Below are 17,091 nucleotides of genomic sequence, written 5' to 3'. Positions count from 1 at the left end.
GCCGGGCGGGCGGGCGGCCGGTCCGTGGGGGACGATGACCGTATGACGACACCTCGGGATCTGTTCCTCGTCAGCCTGGACGTGCCCGGCGAGCACCCCGTCGAGCGGGGCGATCTGTCGCTCGCGCTCGCGGGCGCCGAACTGGTCGACCTGCTCGGCGTGCGTGCGCTCACCCTGGACGGTGAGCGCATCGTGCCCGGCCCCGCCCTGACCACGGGCGACCGGATGCTGGACGAGGCCGGGGCGGCGCTCACCCGGCGGGAGCCGTACGAGACGGTCGAGGACTGGCTGTGGCGCCGGGGCGAGGGGCTGGCGGCCGCCTACCGGGACGCGCTGGAGTCCGAGGGGCAGCTCACCGCCGAACGCCGCCACCGGCTGTCGCTGAACCCCGCCGAGCGCGTCCCGGCCGACACCCCGGCCCGGCAGCACGCGGCCGACCGCTGGTGGTCGCGCGAACCGGTCCTCGCCGGCCTCGCCGGCATCCTCGCCATCGGCGAGGACCGCCCGGCGGAGGCCCCCGCCGACGAGGACGTGATCACGGTCCTGGCGGCGGTCGGCGAGGCGGTGCGTGAACTGGAGGGCGTCCGCACCCGCCGCCGCATCGAGAACGCGGCCTTCGACAACATCTGGCGCGTTCCCTGAGCCGGCAGTCCTAAGGGGCCTGCACGCCCGCCCGCAGCAGGCCGTAGGTGTACGCGTCCTCCAGGGCCTGCCAGGAGGCGGCGATGACGTTGTCCGCCACGCCGACCGTGGACCACTCGCCGCTGCCGTCGGAGGTGGCGATCAGCACCCGCGTCGTGGACGAGGTGCCGTGCTTGCCCTCCAGGATGCGGACCTTGTAGTCGACCAGCTCCAGCGCGGCGAGCTGCGGGTAGATCTTCTCCAGGGCCACGCGCAGGGCGCGGTCGAGGGCGTTGACCGGGCCGTTGCCCTCCGCCGTGGCGACGATCCGCTCCTTCTTGGCCCACAGCTTCACCGTGGCCTCGTTGGCGTGGGTGCCGTCGGGCCGGTCCTCGACGATGGCCCGCCAGGACTCGACGTCGAAGTACCGCAGCGGGCGGCCCTCGACCTCGCCGCGCAGGAGGATCTCGAAGCTCGCGTCGGCCGCCTCGTAGGTGTAGCCCCTGAGCTCGCGCTCCTTCACCCGCTCGACCACCCGGCCGACGAGCTCGCGGTCGCCGCCGAGGTCGATGCCGAGCTCCTTGCCCTTCAGCTCGATCGAGGCGCGGCCCGCCATGTCGGAGACGAGCATCCGCATGGTGTTGCCGACCAGCTCGGGGTCGATGTGCTGGTAGAGGTCCGGGTCGACCTTGATCGCGGAGGCGTGCAGGCCGGCCTTGTGGGCGAAGGCGGAGACACCGACGTACGGCTGGTGGGTGGAGGGCGTGAGGTTGACGACCTCGGCGATGGCGTGCGAGATACGGGTGGTCTCGCGGAGCTTGCCGTCGGGCAGCACCTTCTTGCCGTACTTCAGCTCCAGGGCGGCGACGACCGGGAAGAGGTTGGCGTTGCCGACGCGCTCGCCGTAGCCGTTGGCCGTGCACTGGACGTGGGTCGCGCCCGCGTCGACGGCGGCGAGGGTGTTGGCGACCGCGCAGCCGGTGTCGTCCTGGGCGTGGATGCCGAGCCGGGCGCCGGTGTCGGCGAGGACCGTGGCGACGACGGCGTGGATCTGGGCGGGCAGCATGCCGCCGTTGGTGTCGCAGAGGATGACGACGTCGGCGCCCGCGTCCGAGGCCGCCCGGACGACCGCCTTCGCGTACTCGGGGTTGGCGCGGTAGCCGTCGAAGAAGTGCTCGCAGTCCACGAACACCCGGCGGCCCTGTTCGCGCAGGTGGGAGACGGTGTCGCGGACCATCTCCAGGTTCTCCTCCAGGGTGGTGCGCAGCGCCAGTTCGACGTGGCGGTCGTGCGACTTGGCGACCAGTGTGATCACCGGGGCGCCGGACGCGAGCAGGGCCTTGACCTGGGGGTCCTCGGAGGCCTTGGCGCCGGCGCGGCGGGTGGCGCCGAAGGCGACCAGCTGGGCGTGCCTGAAGTCGATCTCGGCCTGGGCGCGGGCGAAGAACTCGGTGTCCCGGGGGTTCGCGCCGGGCCAGCCGCCCTCGATGAAACCGACGCCGAAGTCGTCCAGGTGCCGTGCGATGGCGAGCTTGTCCGCGACGGTGAGGTTGATGCCCTCGCGCTGCGCGCCGTCGCGCAGCGTGGTGTCGAAGACGTGGAACGAGTCGTCGAGCTCGTTGGTTGCCGTCTCGGTCATGGTCTCAAGGCTCCTGTTGTGAATCTTCGGTCTTACCGGAATGACCGGCTCCACCGTCCCCACAATGGTCCCGCGCGCTCCGCCCCCGGCTGAAGGTGGGCCGGAAAACGAAAAAACCCCTCGCGGGTGCGAGAGGTCTGCGCGCGGGTCGAGGACGACGGTGGCCACCCGCACCCGTTCGTACGAGGTGGTCACTGCGGACCGGCGCGCCTGCTGCCCATAATCATGGCGAACGAGAGCACGGGGGCAGTCTGGCACAGCCCCGCCCCCGGCTCACGGACCGTCTCAGGATGCGGTCGTCAGGCTGGACTCCCCGGACCCCTGGGCGGCCTTCACCCTGGCCAGATCCAGATCCTTCGTCTCCCGCATGGCGAGGTACACCACGAGCGACACGGCGGCGCATCCCGCCACGTACCAGAAGAAGCCGGATTCGATCCCGGCGTTCTTGAACCACAGGGCGACGTATTCCGCCGTACCGCCGAAGAGGGCGTTGGCGATGGCGTACGGCAGGGCCACGCCGAGGGCGCGGATGCCGGTCGGGAACAGCTCGGCCTTCACACAGGCGTTGATGGAGGTGTAGCCGGTGACGACGACCAGCGCGAGCAGCGAGAGGCCGAGGGCGGGCCAGTAGCCGTTCGCGTGCCCCAGCAGGTTCATGATCGGCACGGTGAGGACGGTGGAGCCGACCGCGAAGGTGATCAGCAGCGGACGCCGGCCGATCCGGTCCGACAGCCGGCCCGCGAGCGGCTGGAGGGCGGCGAAGACGATCAGCGCGGTGAAGGAGACGAGCGTCGCCGTCTGCTTGGACAGGCCCGCCGAGTTGGACAGGTACTTCGTCAGGTACGTGGTGTACGTGTAATAGGCCACGGTGCCGCCCATGGTGAGGGCGATGACGAGGAACGCCTCCCGCCGGTGCTGCCACAGGGCGCGCAGGGTGCCGCGCTCGGCGGCGTGCGAGTCGTCCTCCTCGTAGACCTCGGTCTCCAGCATGCTGCGGCGCAGGTAGAAGATGACCGCCGCGCCGAGCGCGCCCACGACGAACGGGATGCGCCAGCCGTAGCTGTGCAGCGCGGAGTCGGACATCGTCCGCTGGAGGACGATCTGCAGGCCGAGGCCGAGGATCTGGCCGGCGGTCATGGACACGTACTGGAAGCTGGACGCGAAGCCGCGGTTCCGCGGGTCCGAGGCCTCCGTCAGATAGGTCGCGCTGGCCGCGTACTCGCCGCCCACCGACAGGCCCTGGAGCAGGCGGGCGACGAGCAGGACGAACGCGCCGCCGTACCCGGCGACCGCGTACGTCGGCGCGAGGGCTATCAGGATCGCCGACGCCGACATGAGCGTGACGGTCAGGGTCAGCGCCGCCTTGCGTCCCTTGCGGTCGCCGACCCTGCCGAGCAGCCAGCCGCCCACGGGCCGCATGAAGAACCCGACCGCGAAGATGCCGGCCGTGTTCATGAGCTGGGCGGTGGGATCGCCGCTCGGGAAGAACGCGCCGGCGAAGTAGGTGGCGAAGCTCGCGTACACGAACCAGTCGAACCACTCGACCATGTTCCCGGCCGAGCCGACCCAGATCTTCTTCCAGTGTTGTCGTCCCATGGGCCGTTACCTGCCCGGCCCCGGAGAAAAGGATTCCTTTACTCGCCCGCGGCTACGGACGCAGCAGCGAGTCGCCGATGAACTCCCGCACATGCGCGAGCACTTGCTCGCGGTCCGTGCCGCGCAGCCCGATGGCGACGTGGATGGAGAAGCCGTCCAGCAGCGCCCGCAGCCGCGCCGCGAAGCGGTCGGCGTCGACCCGGCGGAACTCCCCCCGCGAGATGCCCTCGGCGATCAGCGCGACCAGGTCGCGGTGCCAGGCGCCCTCGATCGCGGCCTGCCGGGTGCGCGCGTCGTCGTCGGCGTTCTGCGAGCGGTTCCACACCTCCAGCCACAGCGTCCAGTGCGGATCGCGGTGGCCGTCGGGGACGTACAGGTCGACGTAGGCCGCGAGGCGCTCGCGCGCGGTGCCGGGGCGGGTGAGCAGGCGGCCGCGTTCGGCGCCCAGCCGGCCCTCGCTCCACTCCAGGGCCTGGAGCAGCAGTTCGTCCTTGGAGCGGAAGTAGTAGAGGAGATGGCCGCTGCTCATCCCGACCTCGCGGCCGAGCGCCGCCATGGTGAGCTTCTCCAGACCGCGCTCGGCGATCATGTCCATGGCGACGGCGAGTACCTCCTCGCGCGGCGGCGCGTTCTTCCGCGTCCGTGCCGCACCGGCCATCACTGTCTCCTGGATCATGTTCACGCCTTCGGCTGCTGCTGGGTGATGCAGTGGATGCCGCCCCCACCCGCGAAGATCGTACGCGCGTCCACCAGGGTGACCGTCCGCTCGGGGAAGAGCCGGCGGAAGATCCCGGCGGCGATCTCGTCGCGCGGGTCGTCGAAGCCGCACAGCACGACGCCGCCGTTGCAGAGGTAGTGGTTGATGTAGGAGTAGTCGGCCCAGTGGCCGTCGGCCTCCAGGACGGTCGGGGCCGGCACCTCGACGACCTCCAGCGCGCGGCCGCGGGCGTCGGTCGCCGACCTCAGGCGGCCGATGACCTCCTTGGTGACCTCGAAGTCGGGGTGCGCGGGGTCCGGCTGGTGGTGGGCGACGACGACACCGGGGCGGGCGAAGGCGGCGACGATGTCGACGTGGCCGAGGGTGCCGAAGCCGTGGGGAGGGTAGTCGCCGGTCAGGCCGCGCGGCAGCCAGACGGCCTTACGGGTGCCGAGGTGGGCGTGGATCTCGGCCTCGACCTCCTCCTTCGACCAGTGCGGGTTGCGCTCGGCGCCGAGCTGCACGGTCTCGGTGAGCAGCACGGTGCCCTCGCCGTCGACGTGGATCGCGCCGCCCTCGTTGACCAGCCGCGAGGCGTACGTCTTCGCGCCCGCGAGGTCGGACACGTACGCGGCGATCTTCGCGTCGTGCTCCCAGCGAGCCCAGTCCTGGGCGCCCCAGCCGTTGAACGTCCAGTCCACGGCGGCCAGTTGCCCACGGCCGTCGGTGAGGAAGGTCGGGCCGATGTCCCGCATCCAGGCGTCGTCCAGCTCGCGCTCGACGGTCTCGATCTCCGGGCCGAGCAGCGCCCGCGCCTCGGCGGACCGGCCGGGGCCGCAGACCACGGTCACCGGCTCGAAGCGGCGGATCGCGCGCGCGACGGACGCCCAGGCGAGGCAGGACGCGGCGAGGTCGTCCGGGTCGTCGAAGGTGGGGTTGGGGCCCGGCCACGCCATCCAGGTGCGCTCGTGCGGGGTCCATTCGGCGGGCATACGGAAGCCGTCGGCGGCGGGGGTGGTCATACGGAGGTCCTTCACAGGAAGTAGAGACGGTTCAGGGAGACCGAGTCGGCGGGCTGCGAGCGGAGCGGGTCGCCGTCGAGGGTGACCAGTCCGGTGCGCTGGTCGACGTCGACCGCTCCGACGCGGGCGTTCAGCCGCAGGTCTGCGGGGCCGATGCCGCGGGTGCCGCGCACGGCGACGCGACGGCGGCGGGTGGGCATCGTGTCGCCGCCCTGGTCCATGGCGGCCTGCGCGACGAAGGCGACCGAGATGTCGGCGGCCGTGGCGCCGTGCGCGCCGAACTGCGGGCCCAGTACGAGGGGTTCGCAGGTGTCGGTGGCCGCGCCCGGATCGCCGACGACGCCGTACGCCGGGAAGCCCGACTTGAGCACGAGCTGCGGTTTGGCGCCGAAGTACTCCGGGCGCCACAGCACGATGTCGGCGAGCTTGCCCACCTCGATCGAGCCGACCTCGTGCGAGAGGCCGTGCGCGATGGCCGGGTTGATGGTCAGCTTGGCCATGTAGCGCAGGACGCGGGCGTTGTCGTCGCCGTCGCCGTCGCCTTCCATGGGCCCCAGCTCGGCCTTCATCTTGCCGGCCATGGCGAACGTACGGCGCACGGTCTCACCGGCGCGGCCCATGCCCTGGGCGTCGGAGGAGGTGATGCCGATCGCGCCCAGGTCGTGCAGCACGTCCTCGGCGCCCATGGTGCCGGCCCGGATCCGGTCGCGGGCCATGGCGGCGTCGCCGGGCAGGTCCGGCTTGAGGTCGTGGACGGAGACGATCATGCCGTAGTGCTCGGCGACCGCGTCCCGGCCGAAGGGCAGAGTGGGGTTGGTGGAGGAGCCGATGACGTTCGGGACACCGGCCATCTTCAACACGTTGGGCACGTGTCCGCCGCCGCAGCCCTCGATGTGGAAGGCGTGGATCGTGCGGCCCTCCAGCACCTTCAGGGTGTCCTCGACCGACAGGCACTCGTTCAGCCCGTCGCTGTGCAGGGCGACCTGGACGTCGTGCTCCTCGGCGACGCGCAGGGCCGTGTCCAGGGCGCGGGTGTGGGCGCCCATGTCCTCGTGCACCTTGAAGCCGCTCGCCCCGCCCTCGGCCAGGGCCTCGATCAGCGGCGCCTCGTGCGAGGACGAACCCCGGCCCAGGAAGCCGATGTTGACCGGCCAGGCGTCGAAGGCGTTGAAGGCGTGCTTGAGCGCCCAGGGCGAGTTGACGCCGACGCCCCAGACCGGGCCGAACTCCTGGCCGATGATCGTGGTCACGCCGGAGGCGAGGGAGGCCTCCATGATGCGCGGCGACAGCAGGTGGACATGGGTGTCGACGGCACCGGCGGTGGCGATGAGCCCCTCGCCGGAGACGATCGACGTACCCGTGCCGACGACGACGTCCACCCCGTCGAGGGTGTCGGGGTTCCCGGCCCGCCCGATGCCGCAGATGCGGCCTTCCCGGATGCCGATGGAGACCTTCCTGATCCCCTGGGCCGCGTCGATCACGACCACGTTGCTGATGACGACGTCGCAGGTCTCCCGGACGGCGGCGGCCTTCAGGTGCAGTCCGTCGCGGGCGGTCTTGCCGAAGCCGGCCAGGAACTCGTCGCCGTAGCGCTGGGAGTCGGCCTCGATCCGGACGGTCAGCCCGGAGTCGCCGAGGCGGACGCGGTCACCGGCGCGGGGGCCGTGGGTGGCGGCGTACTCGTAGGGGTTCATCGGGGGGGTCATCGGTTCTCCGCTCCCAGGTATCCGCAGGCCACGGCCCTGCGCAGGGCCTCCTCCCGGGCGCCGGGCGCGTCCAGCGGCCCGTCGACCAGTCCGGCGAAGCCGATCGCGATCCGGTCGCCGCCGATCGGCACGAGGCCGACCTCGACGCGCTCGCCCGGCCCGAAGCGGACGGAGGACCCGGCGGGCACGGCCAACCGCGTCCCGTAGGCCGCCGCCCGGTCGAAGTCCAGGCGCGGGTTGGCCTCGAAGAAGTGGAAGTGCGAGGTGACCGAGACCGGCACGGTCGCCGTGTTGGTGACCGACAGCCGCACGACCGCCTCCGGCTCGGCGTGCTCGGGGCCCGGCACCAGCGCGCCCGGCGCCCGGTCGCCCAGAGACCCGCCGCCGATCGGGTCGGAGACGACCGCGAGGCGGGAGCCGTCGTCGAAGACGGCCTCGACCATCACCTCGGTGACGACGTCCGCGACGCCCGGCAGGACGTCGTCGGGGCCGAGCACCGAGCGGGCCGCCTCGACGGCCTCGGCGAGCCGCCGTCCGTCCCGGGCCGCCTCGCAGACGGTGTCCGCGATCAGCGCGGTCGCCTCGGGCACGTTCAGCCTGAGGCCGCGCGCCCGGCGGGCCCGGGCCAGCTCGGCGGCTCCGAAGAGCAGCAGCCGGTCACGTTCCGTGGGGGTCAGTCTCACGTCGCGGCACCTCCTTGCCATCTCCCACTTAGAACACCACTCTAAACACAGAATTCATGAAACAGAAGCATTGACTGTCGGCAAGGCTTCACGGACATTGAACGTCGCTCTAACTCTCTGGCGGTAGTCGAAGGAGACCCAGCCATGCCGATAGAACAGCGCGGAGTCGACACCATCCCGGACGAGGAGCGGACCAGCGGTCCGCGTGATCTCGTCTCGATCCTGCTCGGCTCGAACCTCTGCCTCGGAGTGATCATCTTCGGCTGGCTGCCGCCGTCCTTCGGGCTCGGCTGGTGGGCGTCGGTGAGCGCGATCGTGGCGGGCACGGTCGTCGGTACGGCCGTCACGGCCCCGCTGGCCCTGATCTCCCTGCGCACCGCGACCAACCTGTCCACCTCCTCCGGCGCCCAGTTCGGGGTGCGGGGCCGGCTGGTCGGCTCGGTGGTCGGCCTGCTGCTGGCCCTCGGCTACACCGCGCTGACCGTGTGGATCGGCGGGGACGTGATGATCGGCGTGCTGGGCCGGCTGGCCGGACTGCCGGCCGACGGGGTGGTCTACGCCCTGGTCTACGCCGTGCTCGCGGCGGCGACGGTCGCGGGCGCGGTCTACGGGTACCGGGTGCTGCTCGCCATGTCCCGGGTCCTCGCCGTCGGCATGACGGCGCTGCTGATCCTCGGGATCTTCGCCTACGCCCCGCACTTCACGACCTCGGCGCTGCCGGGTGCGGGCGGCTATCTGCTGGGCTCGTTCTGGCCGACCTGGTTCCTGGCGGCCGTGGCGGCGGGCCTGTCCGGCCCCATCGCCTTCATCACGCTCCTCGGTGACTACACCCGCTACATCTCGCCGTCCCGGCACGGCAGCCGCCGCGTCCTGCACGCGACCTGGCTCGGCCTGGTCCTCGGGCTGCTGGTGCCGCAGCTGTTCGGCACCTTCACGGCGTACGGCGCGCACGCGGCCCTCGACTACGCCGGTCCTCTGGTGCAGGCCTCCCCCGCCTGGTACCTGGTCCCGCTGCTGCTGTCCGCCTCCGCGGGCTCGGTCGGCAACGCGGGCCTGATGCTGTACTCGATGGGCCTGGACCTGGACGCGATCCTGCCGAGGGCCTCCCGGGCGCGGGCCACCTACACGGTCGCCGTCGTCGCCACCGCCTGTGTCTTCGTCGGCCACTACGCCTGGAACGCGCAGTCCGCGATGACGTCCTTCGTGCTGCTGCTCACCGCGATCGGCACCCCGTGGGCCGTCATCACCCTGATCGGCTTCGTCCGGTGCCGCGGGGTGTACGACGCCGACGCCCTCCAGGTCTTCAACCGCCGTTCGCGGGGCGGGATCTACTGGTACCGCGCGGGCTGGAACGTACGGGCGACGGTCTCCTGGGCGCTGGGCGCCGGGGTCGGCCTGCTGGCCGTGTCCCTGCCGTCGTACCAGGGCCCGCTGCTGCGGCTGACCGGCGGGGTGGACTGCAGCTTCCTGCTGTCGGGCGCGGTGGGCGGCCTGGTCTACCTGCTGCTGACCGCCCGCACCGGACCGGCGAGGGCCGCCGCGGAACCCGACGAGGAGTCCGAGGCGGCCCTGAGCCTGTGACGGTCAGCCGATCCTGTGCATCCAGCCGTGCTGGTCCTCGGCGGTGCCGCGCTGGAGGTCCAGCAGGGCCTGGCGCAGGCGGAGGGTGACCTCGCCGGGGTTGCCGTCGCCGTGGGTCCACTCGTCGGCCTTGGTCTTGACGTGGCCGATCGGGGTGACCACGGCGGCGGTGCCGCAGGCGAAGACCTCGGTGAGGGCGCCGGAGGCGGCGTCCGCACGCCACTGCTCCAGGGTGACCACACCCTCCTCGGCGGTGTAGCCGAGGTCGCGGGCGACCTGGAGGAGGGAGTCGCGGGTGATGCCCTCCAGGATCGAGCCGGTCAGCTCCGGGGTGACGATCCGGTCGCCGTAGACGAAGGCGACGTTCATGCTGCCGCTCTCCTCGACCTTGGTGCGGGTGACCGCGTCCAGGTAGACGACCTGGTCGCAGCCGTGCGCGGCGGCCTCGGCCTGCGGCAGCAGGGACGCGGCGTAGTTGCCGCCGGTCTTGGCGTCACCGGTGCCGCCGGGGACGGCGCGGACGTGGTCCTCGGAGACCCAGATGGTCACGGGCCTGACACCGCCGGCGAAATAGGCGCCGGACGGGGAGGCGATCAGCATGAACAGGTACTCGTTCGCCGGGTGCACGCCGAGCGCGGCCTCCGTGGCGAACATGAACGGCCGCAGGTAGAGGGACGCCTCGCCGCCGTGCTCCGGAACCCAGTCGGCGTCCTGGGTGAGCAGCGCGTCCAGCGCGGCGATGAACAGCTCCTCGGGCAGCTCGGCCATGGCCATGCGGCGGGCGGAGTTGCGGAAGCGGCGGGCGTTGGCCTCGGGACGGAACAGCGCGATCGAGCCGTCGGGCTGGCGGTAGGCCTTCAGCCCCTCGAAGATCTCCTGGCCGTAGTGCAGGACATGGGTGGAGGGGTCGAGGGAGATCGGGCCGTACGGGACGAGCTGGCCGTCGTGCCAGCCGCGGCCCTCGGTCCACTTGATCGTCACCATGTGGTCGGTGAAGTGGCGGCCGAACCCGGGGTTGGCCAGGATGGCCTCCCGCTCGGCGGCGGCGAGGGGACTGGCGGAGGGCTTGAGCTCGATCGTGGGCGTCGTCATGAGTGGTTGTCCTTCACCGGTTGTAGTGACCGGGCCGCGCTCACGCCCCGACCGGCTTCTCAGCCGGTGCTAGGACGTCCGAGCTTTCCCTCATACCGCGGCTCCGCGTTCGATTATCGCGCGAGGACTGCGGCCGACGGAACGGGGGTTGAAAGCGGCCCAGGGGTTGATGGTGGCACCCGGCGGGGACATGGGAAAGCCGCCGGGTGGTCGTCCGACCCGGCGGCTTCTCGTGGTGGAGCGCCGGGTCAGCCGGCTACTCGCGCGGCGAGCGCGTCGCCGATCGCAGACGTGGCACGGGCAGGCCTGTCGGCACGCTCGGTGAGGTCCGCGGTGACGGCGGCGTCGATGCGGTCGGCCTCGGCGTCGTAGCCGAGGTGGCGCAGCAGCAGGGCGACGGACAGGACCGTGGCGGTGGGGTCGGCCTTGCCCTGTCCGGCGATGTCCGGGGCCGAGCCGTGGACCGGCTCGAACATGGACGGGAACTCGCGGCTCGGGTTGATGTTGCCGGAGGCCGCGACGCCGATGCCGCCGGAGACGGCCGCGGCGAGGTCGGTGATGATGTCGCCGAAGAGGTTGTCGGTGACGATGACGTCGAACCGGGCCGGGTCGGTGACCAGGTAGATCGTGGCCGCGTCGACGTGGATGTAGTCCGTGGTGACCTCGGGGAACTCCTCGGCCACCTGGTTGAAGATGTTCGTCCACAGGTGGCCGGCGAAGGTCAGCACGTTGTTCTTGTGGACCAGCGTGAGCTTCTTGCGCGGGCGGGCCTGGGCGCGGGCGAAGGCGTCGCGGACCACGCGCTCGACACCGAAGGCGGTGTTGACGGAGACCTCGGTGGCGACCTCGTGCGCGGTGCCCTTGCGGATGGTGCCGCCGTTGCCGGTGTACGGGCCCTCGGTGCCCTCGCGGACGACGACGAAGTCGATCTCCGGCTGGCCGGCGAGCGGGGTCGCGACGCCGGGGAGCAGCTTGCTCGGCCGCAGGTTGACGTGGTGGTCGAAGGCGAAGCGGAGCTTGAGCAGGAAGCCGCGCTCCAGGACCCCGGAGGGGACGCTCGGGTCGCCGATGGCGCCGAGCAGGATCGCGTCGTGCCGCTTGAGGGAGTCGAGGTCGGCGTCGGTGAGGGTCTCACCGGTGGCGTGGTACCGCTGGGCGCCGAAGTCGTACTCCTCCGTCTCCAGCTTCACATCCTGCGGAAGCACGGCGGAGAGGACCTTCAGACCTTCGGCCACGACCTCCTGGCCGATGCCGTCACCGGGGATCACTGCGAGACTGATGCTGCGAGACATGCGGGCGACCCTACTCCTCGTCCCAGGTGATGACATGCGGTGTCCGCGATGCGGACACCGTGTCGGCGTTCTCAGTGGCCGGTCTCGCCGCCGTTGTCGCGGCGGTCGAGGGCGCGCTGGAGGGCGGCGGCGGCGTTCTTGCGGTCGGCCTCGCTGGTGCGGGACACGTGGCGGACGCGGCGGCGGGCGGTCGTCTCGATCATGGGGATCGACTCCTTCGGCAGACGTGGAGCACGCTGAGGGATTGCGAGACGCCGTAAGGGCGGGGAGCGCACGGCCGCAGGGGTTGCCTGCACGGGCCCGGCTCACGACCGCCATTCGCTGGATCGAGCGATGCGTTCGGCTCCTACAAAGTTAAGGGAGCGCCCCACATCTGTCTGCACAGTTACTCGGACTTCCTACTATCTGAGACGGCGGCCCGTGTCATACGGCTCTGAGCTGGGCTTCCGTGCGTTCGAGCGACGGCTGGGCGAGGGAGCGCAGGGTGCGGATCATGGCTCGTACGGCGGTGGTGGAGGCCAGTTCCGGGGTGGTGACATAGCCGACGGAGCGGTGCGGCCGCCCGGGTCCGAGGCCGGTGATCTCCACGGCGGGCGGCGCCGCCGTGAGGGAGAGCGCGGGCATGATGGCCATGCCGAGCCCGCCGGCCACCATGGCCAGCACGGCCCCGTCGTCCTCGGCGCGCACGGTCGCGGCCGGGATCCAGTCCTGGGCGGCCCACCAGTCGCGGGTGTAGGAGCCGCAGTTCTCCGCCCAGTCGACGAGCGGGAGGGCACGCGGGTCGGGGTGTCCCGCCGGATGCACCAGGGAGTACGGCTCTTCCAGCAGGGTCGCGCCGACCAGTCCGGTGGGCGGCGGCCCGCTCAGGGTGGCGATGCCGAGATCGGCACGCCCGGCGGCGACCTCGCCCGCGACGCCGGCGCCCAGTTCCCGTACGACGGTGACGCTCACCTCGATGCCGGGGTGGCGCGCGGCGAGCCGCTCCAGGGCGGGCGGGAGCAGATGCAGGGCGGCGCTGCGGAAGGCGGCGATCCGCAGCGCGCCGCGGACCTCGCCGGTGTCCGCGCCGCGGACGTCCGCGGCCATCGCCCGGAGCATCCGCAGCACCCGCCGGGCATGGGCGGCGGCCCGCTCCCCCGCGGGCGTCGGCCGGGCCCCGAACCGGCCGCGCTCGAAGAGGACGGCCCCCAGCTTGCGTTCGATGCCGCGCACGGCGTGCGAGACGGCGGACTGGGTGGCCCCGAGCCGGGCGGCCGCGGCCGAGAATCCGCCCTCGTCGGCCACGGCGACCAGGATCCTCAGCTCCTGCGGGGCAAGGTCTGCTGCTGTCACTCGGGGCTCCCGCCTGCGGCTATGAGGCCGACTCATGGATCGGCGCGTTCCATGAGCCCAACCCTGTCCCCGCGCCCCGCATTCCTGCCTACCGTCCCCTGCCATGACCGAGATCGCGCTCACCGTGCAGCAGACCGCCCGCCCCACCGGCTTCCCCACCCCGGACCACTTCCGCTTCGCCGAGTCCCCGGTGCCCGAACCGGCCCCCGGCAGCGCCCTGGTGGAGAACGTGCTGTGGTCCGTGGACCCGTACCACCGCGAAATGATGGACGGGGACTTCGCGTTGCACGCCCCGCTGGAGGGCCGCACCCTGGGCAGGGTCGTCGCGTCGCGGACGCCGGAGCTGCCCGAGGGCGAGATCGTCTTCCACCGGCAGGGCTGGCGCACGCACGCCGTGGTCCGCCCCGAGGAGGTGCGGCGCCTGCCCCACCACCCGGGCGTGCCGCTGACGGCGTATCTGAGCGTGCTGGGCGGCACGGGCCTGACGGCGTACGTCGCCCTGACCCGGATCGCCCGGCTGCGGGAGGGCGAGGACGTGTTCGTCTCCGGGGCGGCGGGCGGGGTGGGCACGGCGGCCGGCCGGTTCGCCCGGCTGCTCGGGGCGGGCCGGGTGATCGGCAGCGCGGGCGGCCCGGAGAAGGTCCGCCACCTGACGCAACAGGTGGGTTACGACGCGGCCTTCGACTACCGCGCGGCCCCGGTGGCCGACCTGCTGGCCGCGGCCGCCCCCACCGGCATCGACCTCTTCGTGGACAACGTCGGCGGCGAGCACCTGGGCGCCGCGATCGGCGCGCTGCGTGAGCGGGGCCGGGTGGTGCGGGTCGGCACGATCAGCCAGTACAACACCCCGGACGCCCCGCCGGTCGTCTTCGACCACGCGGACGTCGTGGAGAAGCGCCTGCGCATCGAGGGCTTCCTGGTGAGCGACCACCGGGACGCGCAGGACGAGCTGTACGACTTCGCCGTCCCGCATCTGCGCAGCGGGGCGCTGACGGCGGACGAGACGGTGGTCGACGGCTTCGAGCGGATCGTGGAGGCGTTCCTGCTGATGCTGCGCGGCGGCAACACGGGCAAGATCCTGGTCCGCGCGACTCCCTGACGACCCGTCAGGCGACCTTGGAAACGGGCCGGGAAGCCTGCTCGGTGTCAGGCTTCCCGGCCCGTCGCTCGGGGTGGGCGAGGATCAGCCCATGTGCGGGTACGCGTAGTCGGTCGGGGCGACCAGCGTCTCCTTGATGGCGCGGGTCAGGGTCCAGCGCAGCAGGTTCTGCGGGGCGCCGGCCTTGTCGTTGGTGCCGGAGGCGCGGCCGCCGCCGAAGGGCTGCTGGCCGACGACGGCGCCGGTCGACTTGTCGTTGATGTAGAAGTTGCCCGCGGCGAAGCGGAGCTTCTCCATCGTGTACGCGGCGGCCGCACGGTCGTTGGCGATGACCGAGCCGGTCAGGGCGTAGTCGGAGACCGACTCCATCTGCTCCAGCATCGCGTCGTACTGGTCGTCCTCGTAGACGTGGACACCGAGGAACGGACCGAAGTACTCGGTGCGGAAGATCTCGTTCTCGGGGTCGGTGGAGACGACGACCGTCGGGCGGACGAAGTAGCCGACCGAGTCGTCGTAGCTGCCGCCCGCGACGATCTCGCAGGTCGGGTCGGAGGCGGCGCGGTCGATCGCGGCCTTGTTCTTGGCGAAGGCGCGGTCGTCGATCACGGCGCCGATGAAGTTCGACAGGTCGGTGACGTCACCCATGGTGAGGTAGTCGACCTCGGCGGCGAACTCCTCCTTGAAGCCCGAGTTCCAGATGGAGGCCGGGATGTAGGCGCGGGAGGTGGCGGAGCACTTCTGGCCCTGGTACTCGAAGGCGCCGCGGGTCAGCGCGGTCTTCAGCACGGCGCGGTCGGCGCTCGGGTGGGCGACCAGGAAGTCCTTGCCGCCGGTCTCGCCGACCAGACGCGGGTACGAGCGGTACTTCTCGATGTTGGCGCCGACCGTCTTCCACAGGTACTGGAAGGTCCTGGTCGAGCCGGTGAAGTGGATGCCGGCCAGGTCCCGGTGCTCCAGGGCGACCTCGGAGACCTCGATGCCGTCGCCGGTGACGAGGTTGATGACGCCCTTGGGGAGGCCGGCCTCCTCCAGCAGCTGCATCAGCAGGACGGCGGCGTGGGTCTGGGTCGGGGACGGCTTCCAGACGACGACGTTGCCCATGAGCGCCGGGGCGGTGGGCAGGTTGCCCGCGATGGCGCTGAAGTTGAACGGCGTGATCGCGTAGACGAAGCCCTCCAGCGGGCGGTGGTCCATGCGGTTCCAGACGCCCGGGGAGTTCGCCGGGGGCTGCTCGGCGAGGATCTGGCGGGCGTAGTGGACGTTGAAGCGCCAGAAGTCGACCAGCTCACAGGGGGTGTCGATCTCCGCCTGCTGGGCGGTCTTCGACTGGCCGAGCATCGTCGAGGCGGCGATGGTCTCGCGCCAGGGACCGGCGAGCAGTTCGGCGGCGCGCAGGATGATCGCGGCGCGGTCGTCGAAGGACATCGCACGCCAGGCCGGCGCGGCGGCCAGGGCCGCGTCGATCGCGTCCCGCGCGTCCTGCTGGGTGGCGTGGTGACCGGTTCCGATGACGGCCTTGTGGCGGTGCGGCTGGACGACCTGGAACGGCTCGCCGCCGCCCATCCGCTTCTCGCCGCCGATGGTCATCGGCAGGTCGATCGGGTTCTCGGCCAGTTCCTTGAGCTTGGCCTCCAGCCGGGCGCGCTCGGGCGAGCCGGGGGCGTAGCCGTGCACCGGCTCGTTGACCGGGGTGGGGACCTGGGTCACAGCGTCCATGAGATCCGTAACTCCTTGTACGTGAGCGGGTGTTCGGTTTCAGCCCTTGCTGACCATGCTGCGGAGGAAGAACCGGAGGTTGGCCGGCTTCTCCGCGAGACGGCGCATGAAGTAGCCGTACCAGTCGGTGCCGTACGCCGTGTAGACGCGCATGCGGTGGCCCTCGGCGGCCAGCCGCAGGTGCTCGTCGCCGCGGATGCCGTACAGCATCTGGAACTCGTACTCGTTCAGCTTGCGGCCGGCCTGGTGGGCCAGCTCCTGGGCGATGGCGATCAGGCGCGGGTCGTGGGACCCGATCATCGGGTACCCCTCGCCGTCCATGAGGATGCGCAGGACGCGGACGTACGCCTTGTCGATCTCGTGCTTCTGCTGGTACGCGACCTCGGCGGGCTCCTTGTAGGCGCCCTTGACGAGGCGGACGCGGCTGCCGGCGGCGGCGAGGCGGCGGGCGTCGGCCTCGGTGCGGAAGAGGTAGGCCTGGATGACGCAGCCGGTCTGCGGGAAGTCCTTCCGCAGCTCCTCGTGGATGGCGAACATCGAGTCGAGGGTGGTGTGGTCCTCGGCGTCCAGCGTCACGGTCGTACCGATCGCGGCGGCGGCCTCGACGACCGGGCGGACGTTGGCGAGGGCGAGCTCGTGGCCGCCGTCCAGCGCCTGGCCGAACATGGACAGCTTGACCGACATCTCGACCTTCTCGCCGAGCCCCAGCTCCTTGAGGTGGTCGATGAGCGCGAGGTAGGCGTCGCGGGCGGCGGCGGCCTGGTCCGGGGTGGTGATGTCCTCGCCGACGACGTCCATCGTCAGCTCCAGGCCCTTGGCCGTGAGGTCCTTGATGATCGGGACGATGTCGTCGACGGTCTCGCCCGGGATGAAGCGGTCGACGACCTGCTTGGTCACCGGGGCCGCCGAGATCAGGCGTCGCATCCGGTCGCTGCGCGACGCGGCGAGAATCACGGGACCCAGCACGGGGCACCTCCACAGACAAGCATCAAATGGGCCGTCACCCGACGATTCG

General features: G+C 71.6%; 15 protein-coding genes. 3 read left to right on the top strand and 12 right to left on the bottom strand.

The genetic code is table 11. The features are described from left to right. Window positions 1–42: 42 nt before the first annotated feature. The gene (locus tag AC4OXY_RS33105; protein WP_356024684.1) at window positions 43–642 is read left to right on the top strand and encodes a GOLPH3/VPS74 family protein; all 600 of its coding nucleotides are present in this window, start codon (window positions 43–45) and stop codon (window positions 640–642) included. A 10-nt stretch (window positions 643–652) separates the two neighbouring features. On the opposite strand, the gene cimA is transcribed toward AC4OXY_RS33105, so the two are convergent. The 6 genes from cimA to ureA all read right to left on the bottom strand — a co-directional run bounded on the left by cimA (window position 653) and on the right by ureA (window position 7,964). Continuing rightward, on the bottom strand, window positions 653–2,260 hold the full coding sequence (gene cimA, locus AC4OXY_RS33100) for a citramalate synthase (protein ID WP_356024686.1): 1,608 nt from the start codon (window positions 2,258–2,260) through the stop codon (window positions 653–655). A gap of 285 nt (window positions 2,261–2,545) precedes the next feature. After that, complete coding sequence (locus AC4OXY_RS33095; protein WP_402066833.1) at window positions 2,546–3,856, bottom strand: MFS transporter; 1,311 nt, start codon at window positions 3,854–3,856, stop codon at window positions 2,546–2,548. A gap of 52 nt (window positions 3,857–3,908) precedes the next feature. Beyond that, entirely contained in the window at window positions 3,909–4,514 is a 606-nt protein-coding gene (locus AC4OXY_RS33090; RefSeq protein ID WP_356024743.1) for a TetR/AcrR family transcriptional regulator, read from the bottom strand. A 20-nt stretch (window positions 4,515–4,534) separates the two neighbouring features. Next, entirely contained in the window at window positions 4,535–5,575 is a 1,041-nt protein-coding gene (locus AC4OXY_RS33085) for an agmatine deiminase family protein (RefSeq protein WP_402066831.1), read from the bottom strand. A gap of 11 nt (window positions 5,576–5,586) precedes the next feature. Further along, entirely contained in the window at window positions 5,587–7,281 is a 1,695-nt protein-coding gene (locus AC4OXY_RS33080; protein WP_491991535.1) for an urease subunit alpha, read from the bottom strand. Next, complete coding sequence (gene ureA / locus AC4OXY_RS33075) at window positions 7,278–7,964, bottom strand: urease subunit gamma (protein ID WP_362823509.1); 687 nt, start codon at window positions 7,962–7,964, stop codon at window positions 7,278–7,280. The genes AC4OXY_RS33080 and ureA overlap by 4 nt, the downstream gene beginning before the upstream one ends. Before the next feature lie 144 nt (window positions 7,965–8,108). Here ureA and AC4OXY_RS33070 point away from each other — a divergent pair, with 144 nt between their 5' ends. Continuing rightward, window positions 8,109–9,545, top strand: coding sequence for a cytosine permease (locus tag AC4OXY_RS33070; RefSeq protein ID WP_491991534.1), 1,437 nt, complete (start codon window positions 8,109–8,111; stop codon window positions 9,543–9,545). Window positions 9,546–9,548: 3 nt separating this feature from the next. On the opposite strand, the gene AC4OXY_RS33065 is transcribed toward AC4OXY_RS33070, so the two are convergent. The 4 genes from AC4OXY_RS33065 to AC4OXY_RS33050 form a co-directional block, all read right to left on the bottom strand. Beyond that, window positions 9,549–10,637, bottom strand: a complete 1,089-nt coding sequence (locus AC4OXY_RS33065; protein WP_356024696.1) for a branched-chain amino acid aminotransferase — start codon at window positions 10,635–10,637, stop codon at window positions 9,549–9,551. A gap of 248 nt (window positions 10,638–10,885) precedes the next feature. Continuing rightward, on the bottom strand, window positions 10,886–11,929 hold the full coding sequence (locus tag AC4OXY_RS33060) for a 3-isopropylmalate dehydrogenase (protein WP_356024699.1): 1,044 nt from the start codon (window positions 11,927–11,929) through the stop codon (window positions 10,886–10,888). A 71-nt stretch (window positions 11,930–12,000) separates the two neighbouring features. Next, on the bottom strand, window positions 12,001–12,132 hold the full coding sequence (locus AC4OXY_RS33055) for a hypothetical protein (RefSeq protein WP_107471088.1): 132 nt from the start codon (window positions 12,130–12,132) through the stop codon (window positions 12,001–12,003). A gap of 220 nt (window positions 12,133–12,352) precedes the next feature. Beyond that, complete coding sequence (locus AC4OXY_RS33050) at window positions 12,353–13,261, bottom strand: LysR family transcriptional regulator (RefSeq protein WP_491991533.1); 909 nt, start codon at window positions 13,259–13,261, stop codon at window positions 12,353–12,355. Window positions 13,262–13,364: 103 nt separating this feature from the next. On the opposite strand from AC4OXY_RS33050, the gene AC4OXY_RS33045 reads away from it, so the two are divergent. Further along, on the top strand, window positions 13,365–14,360 hold the full coding sequence (locus tag AC4OXY_RS33045) for an NADP-dependent oxidoreductase (protein WP_356024704.1): 996 nt from the start codon (window positions 13,365–13,367) through the stop codon (window positions 14,358–14,360). Window positions 14,361–14,444: 84 nt separating this feature from the next. On the opposite strand, the gene pruA is transcribed toward AC4OXY_RS33045, so the two are convergent. Then, the gene (pruA, locus tag AC4OXY_RS33040) at window positions 14,445–16,076 is read right to left on the bottom strand and encodes an L-glutamate gamma-semialdehyde dehydrogenase (protein WP_356024706.1); all 1,632 of its coding nucleotides are present in this window, start codon (window positions 16,074–16,076) and stop codon (window positions 14,445–14,447) included. A 39-nt stretch (window positions 16,077–16,115) separates the two neighbouring features. Continuing rightward, window positions 16,116–17,042 carry a proline dehydrogenase family protein gene (locus AC4OXY_RS33035; RefSeq protein ID WP_362823513.1) on the bottom strand — a complete coding sequence of 309 codons (927 nt, stop codon included), beginning with the start codon at window positions 17,040–17,042 and terminating at the stop codon, window positions 16,116–16,118. Window positions 17,043–17,091 lie beyond the last annotated feature (49 nt).

This window comes from Streptomyces sp. HUAS MG56 (assembly GCF_058673395.1).
The sequence above is the reverse complement of the archived record's forward strand: the minus strand, read 5'-3'. Positions and strand labels throughout refer to the sequence as shown.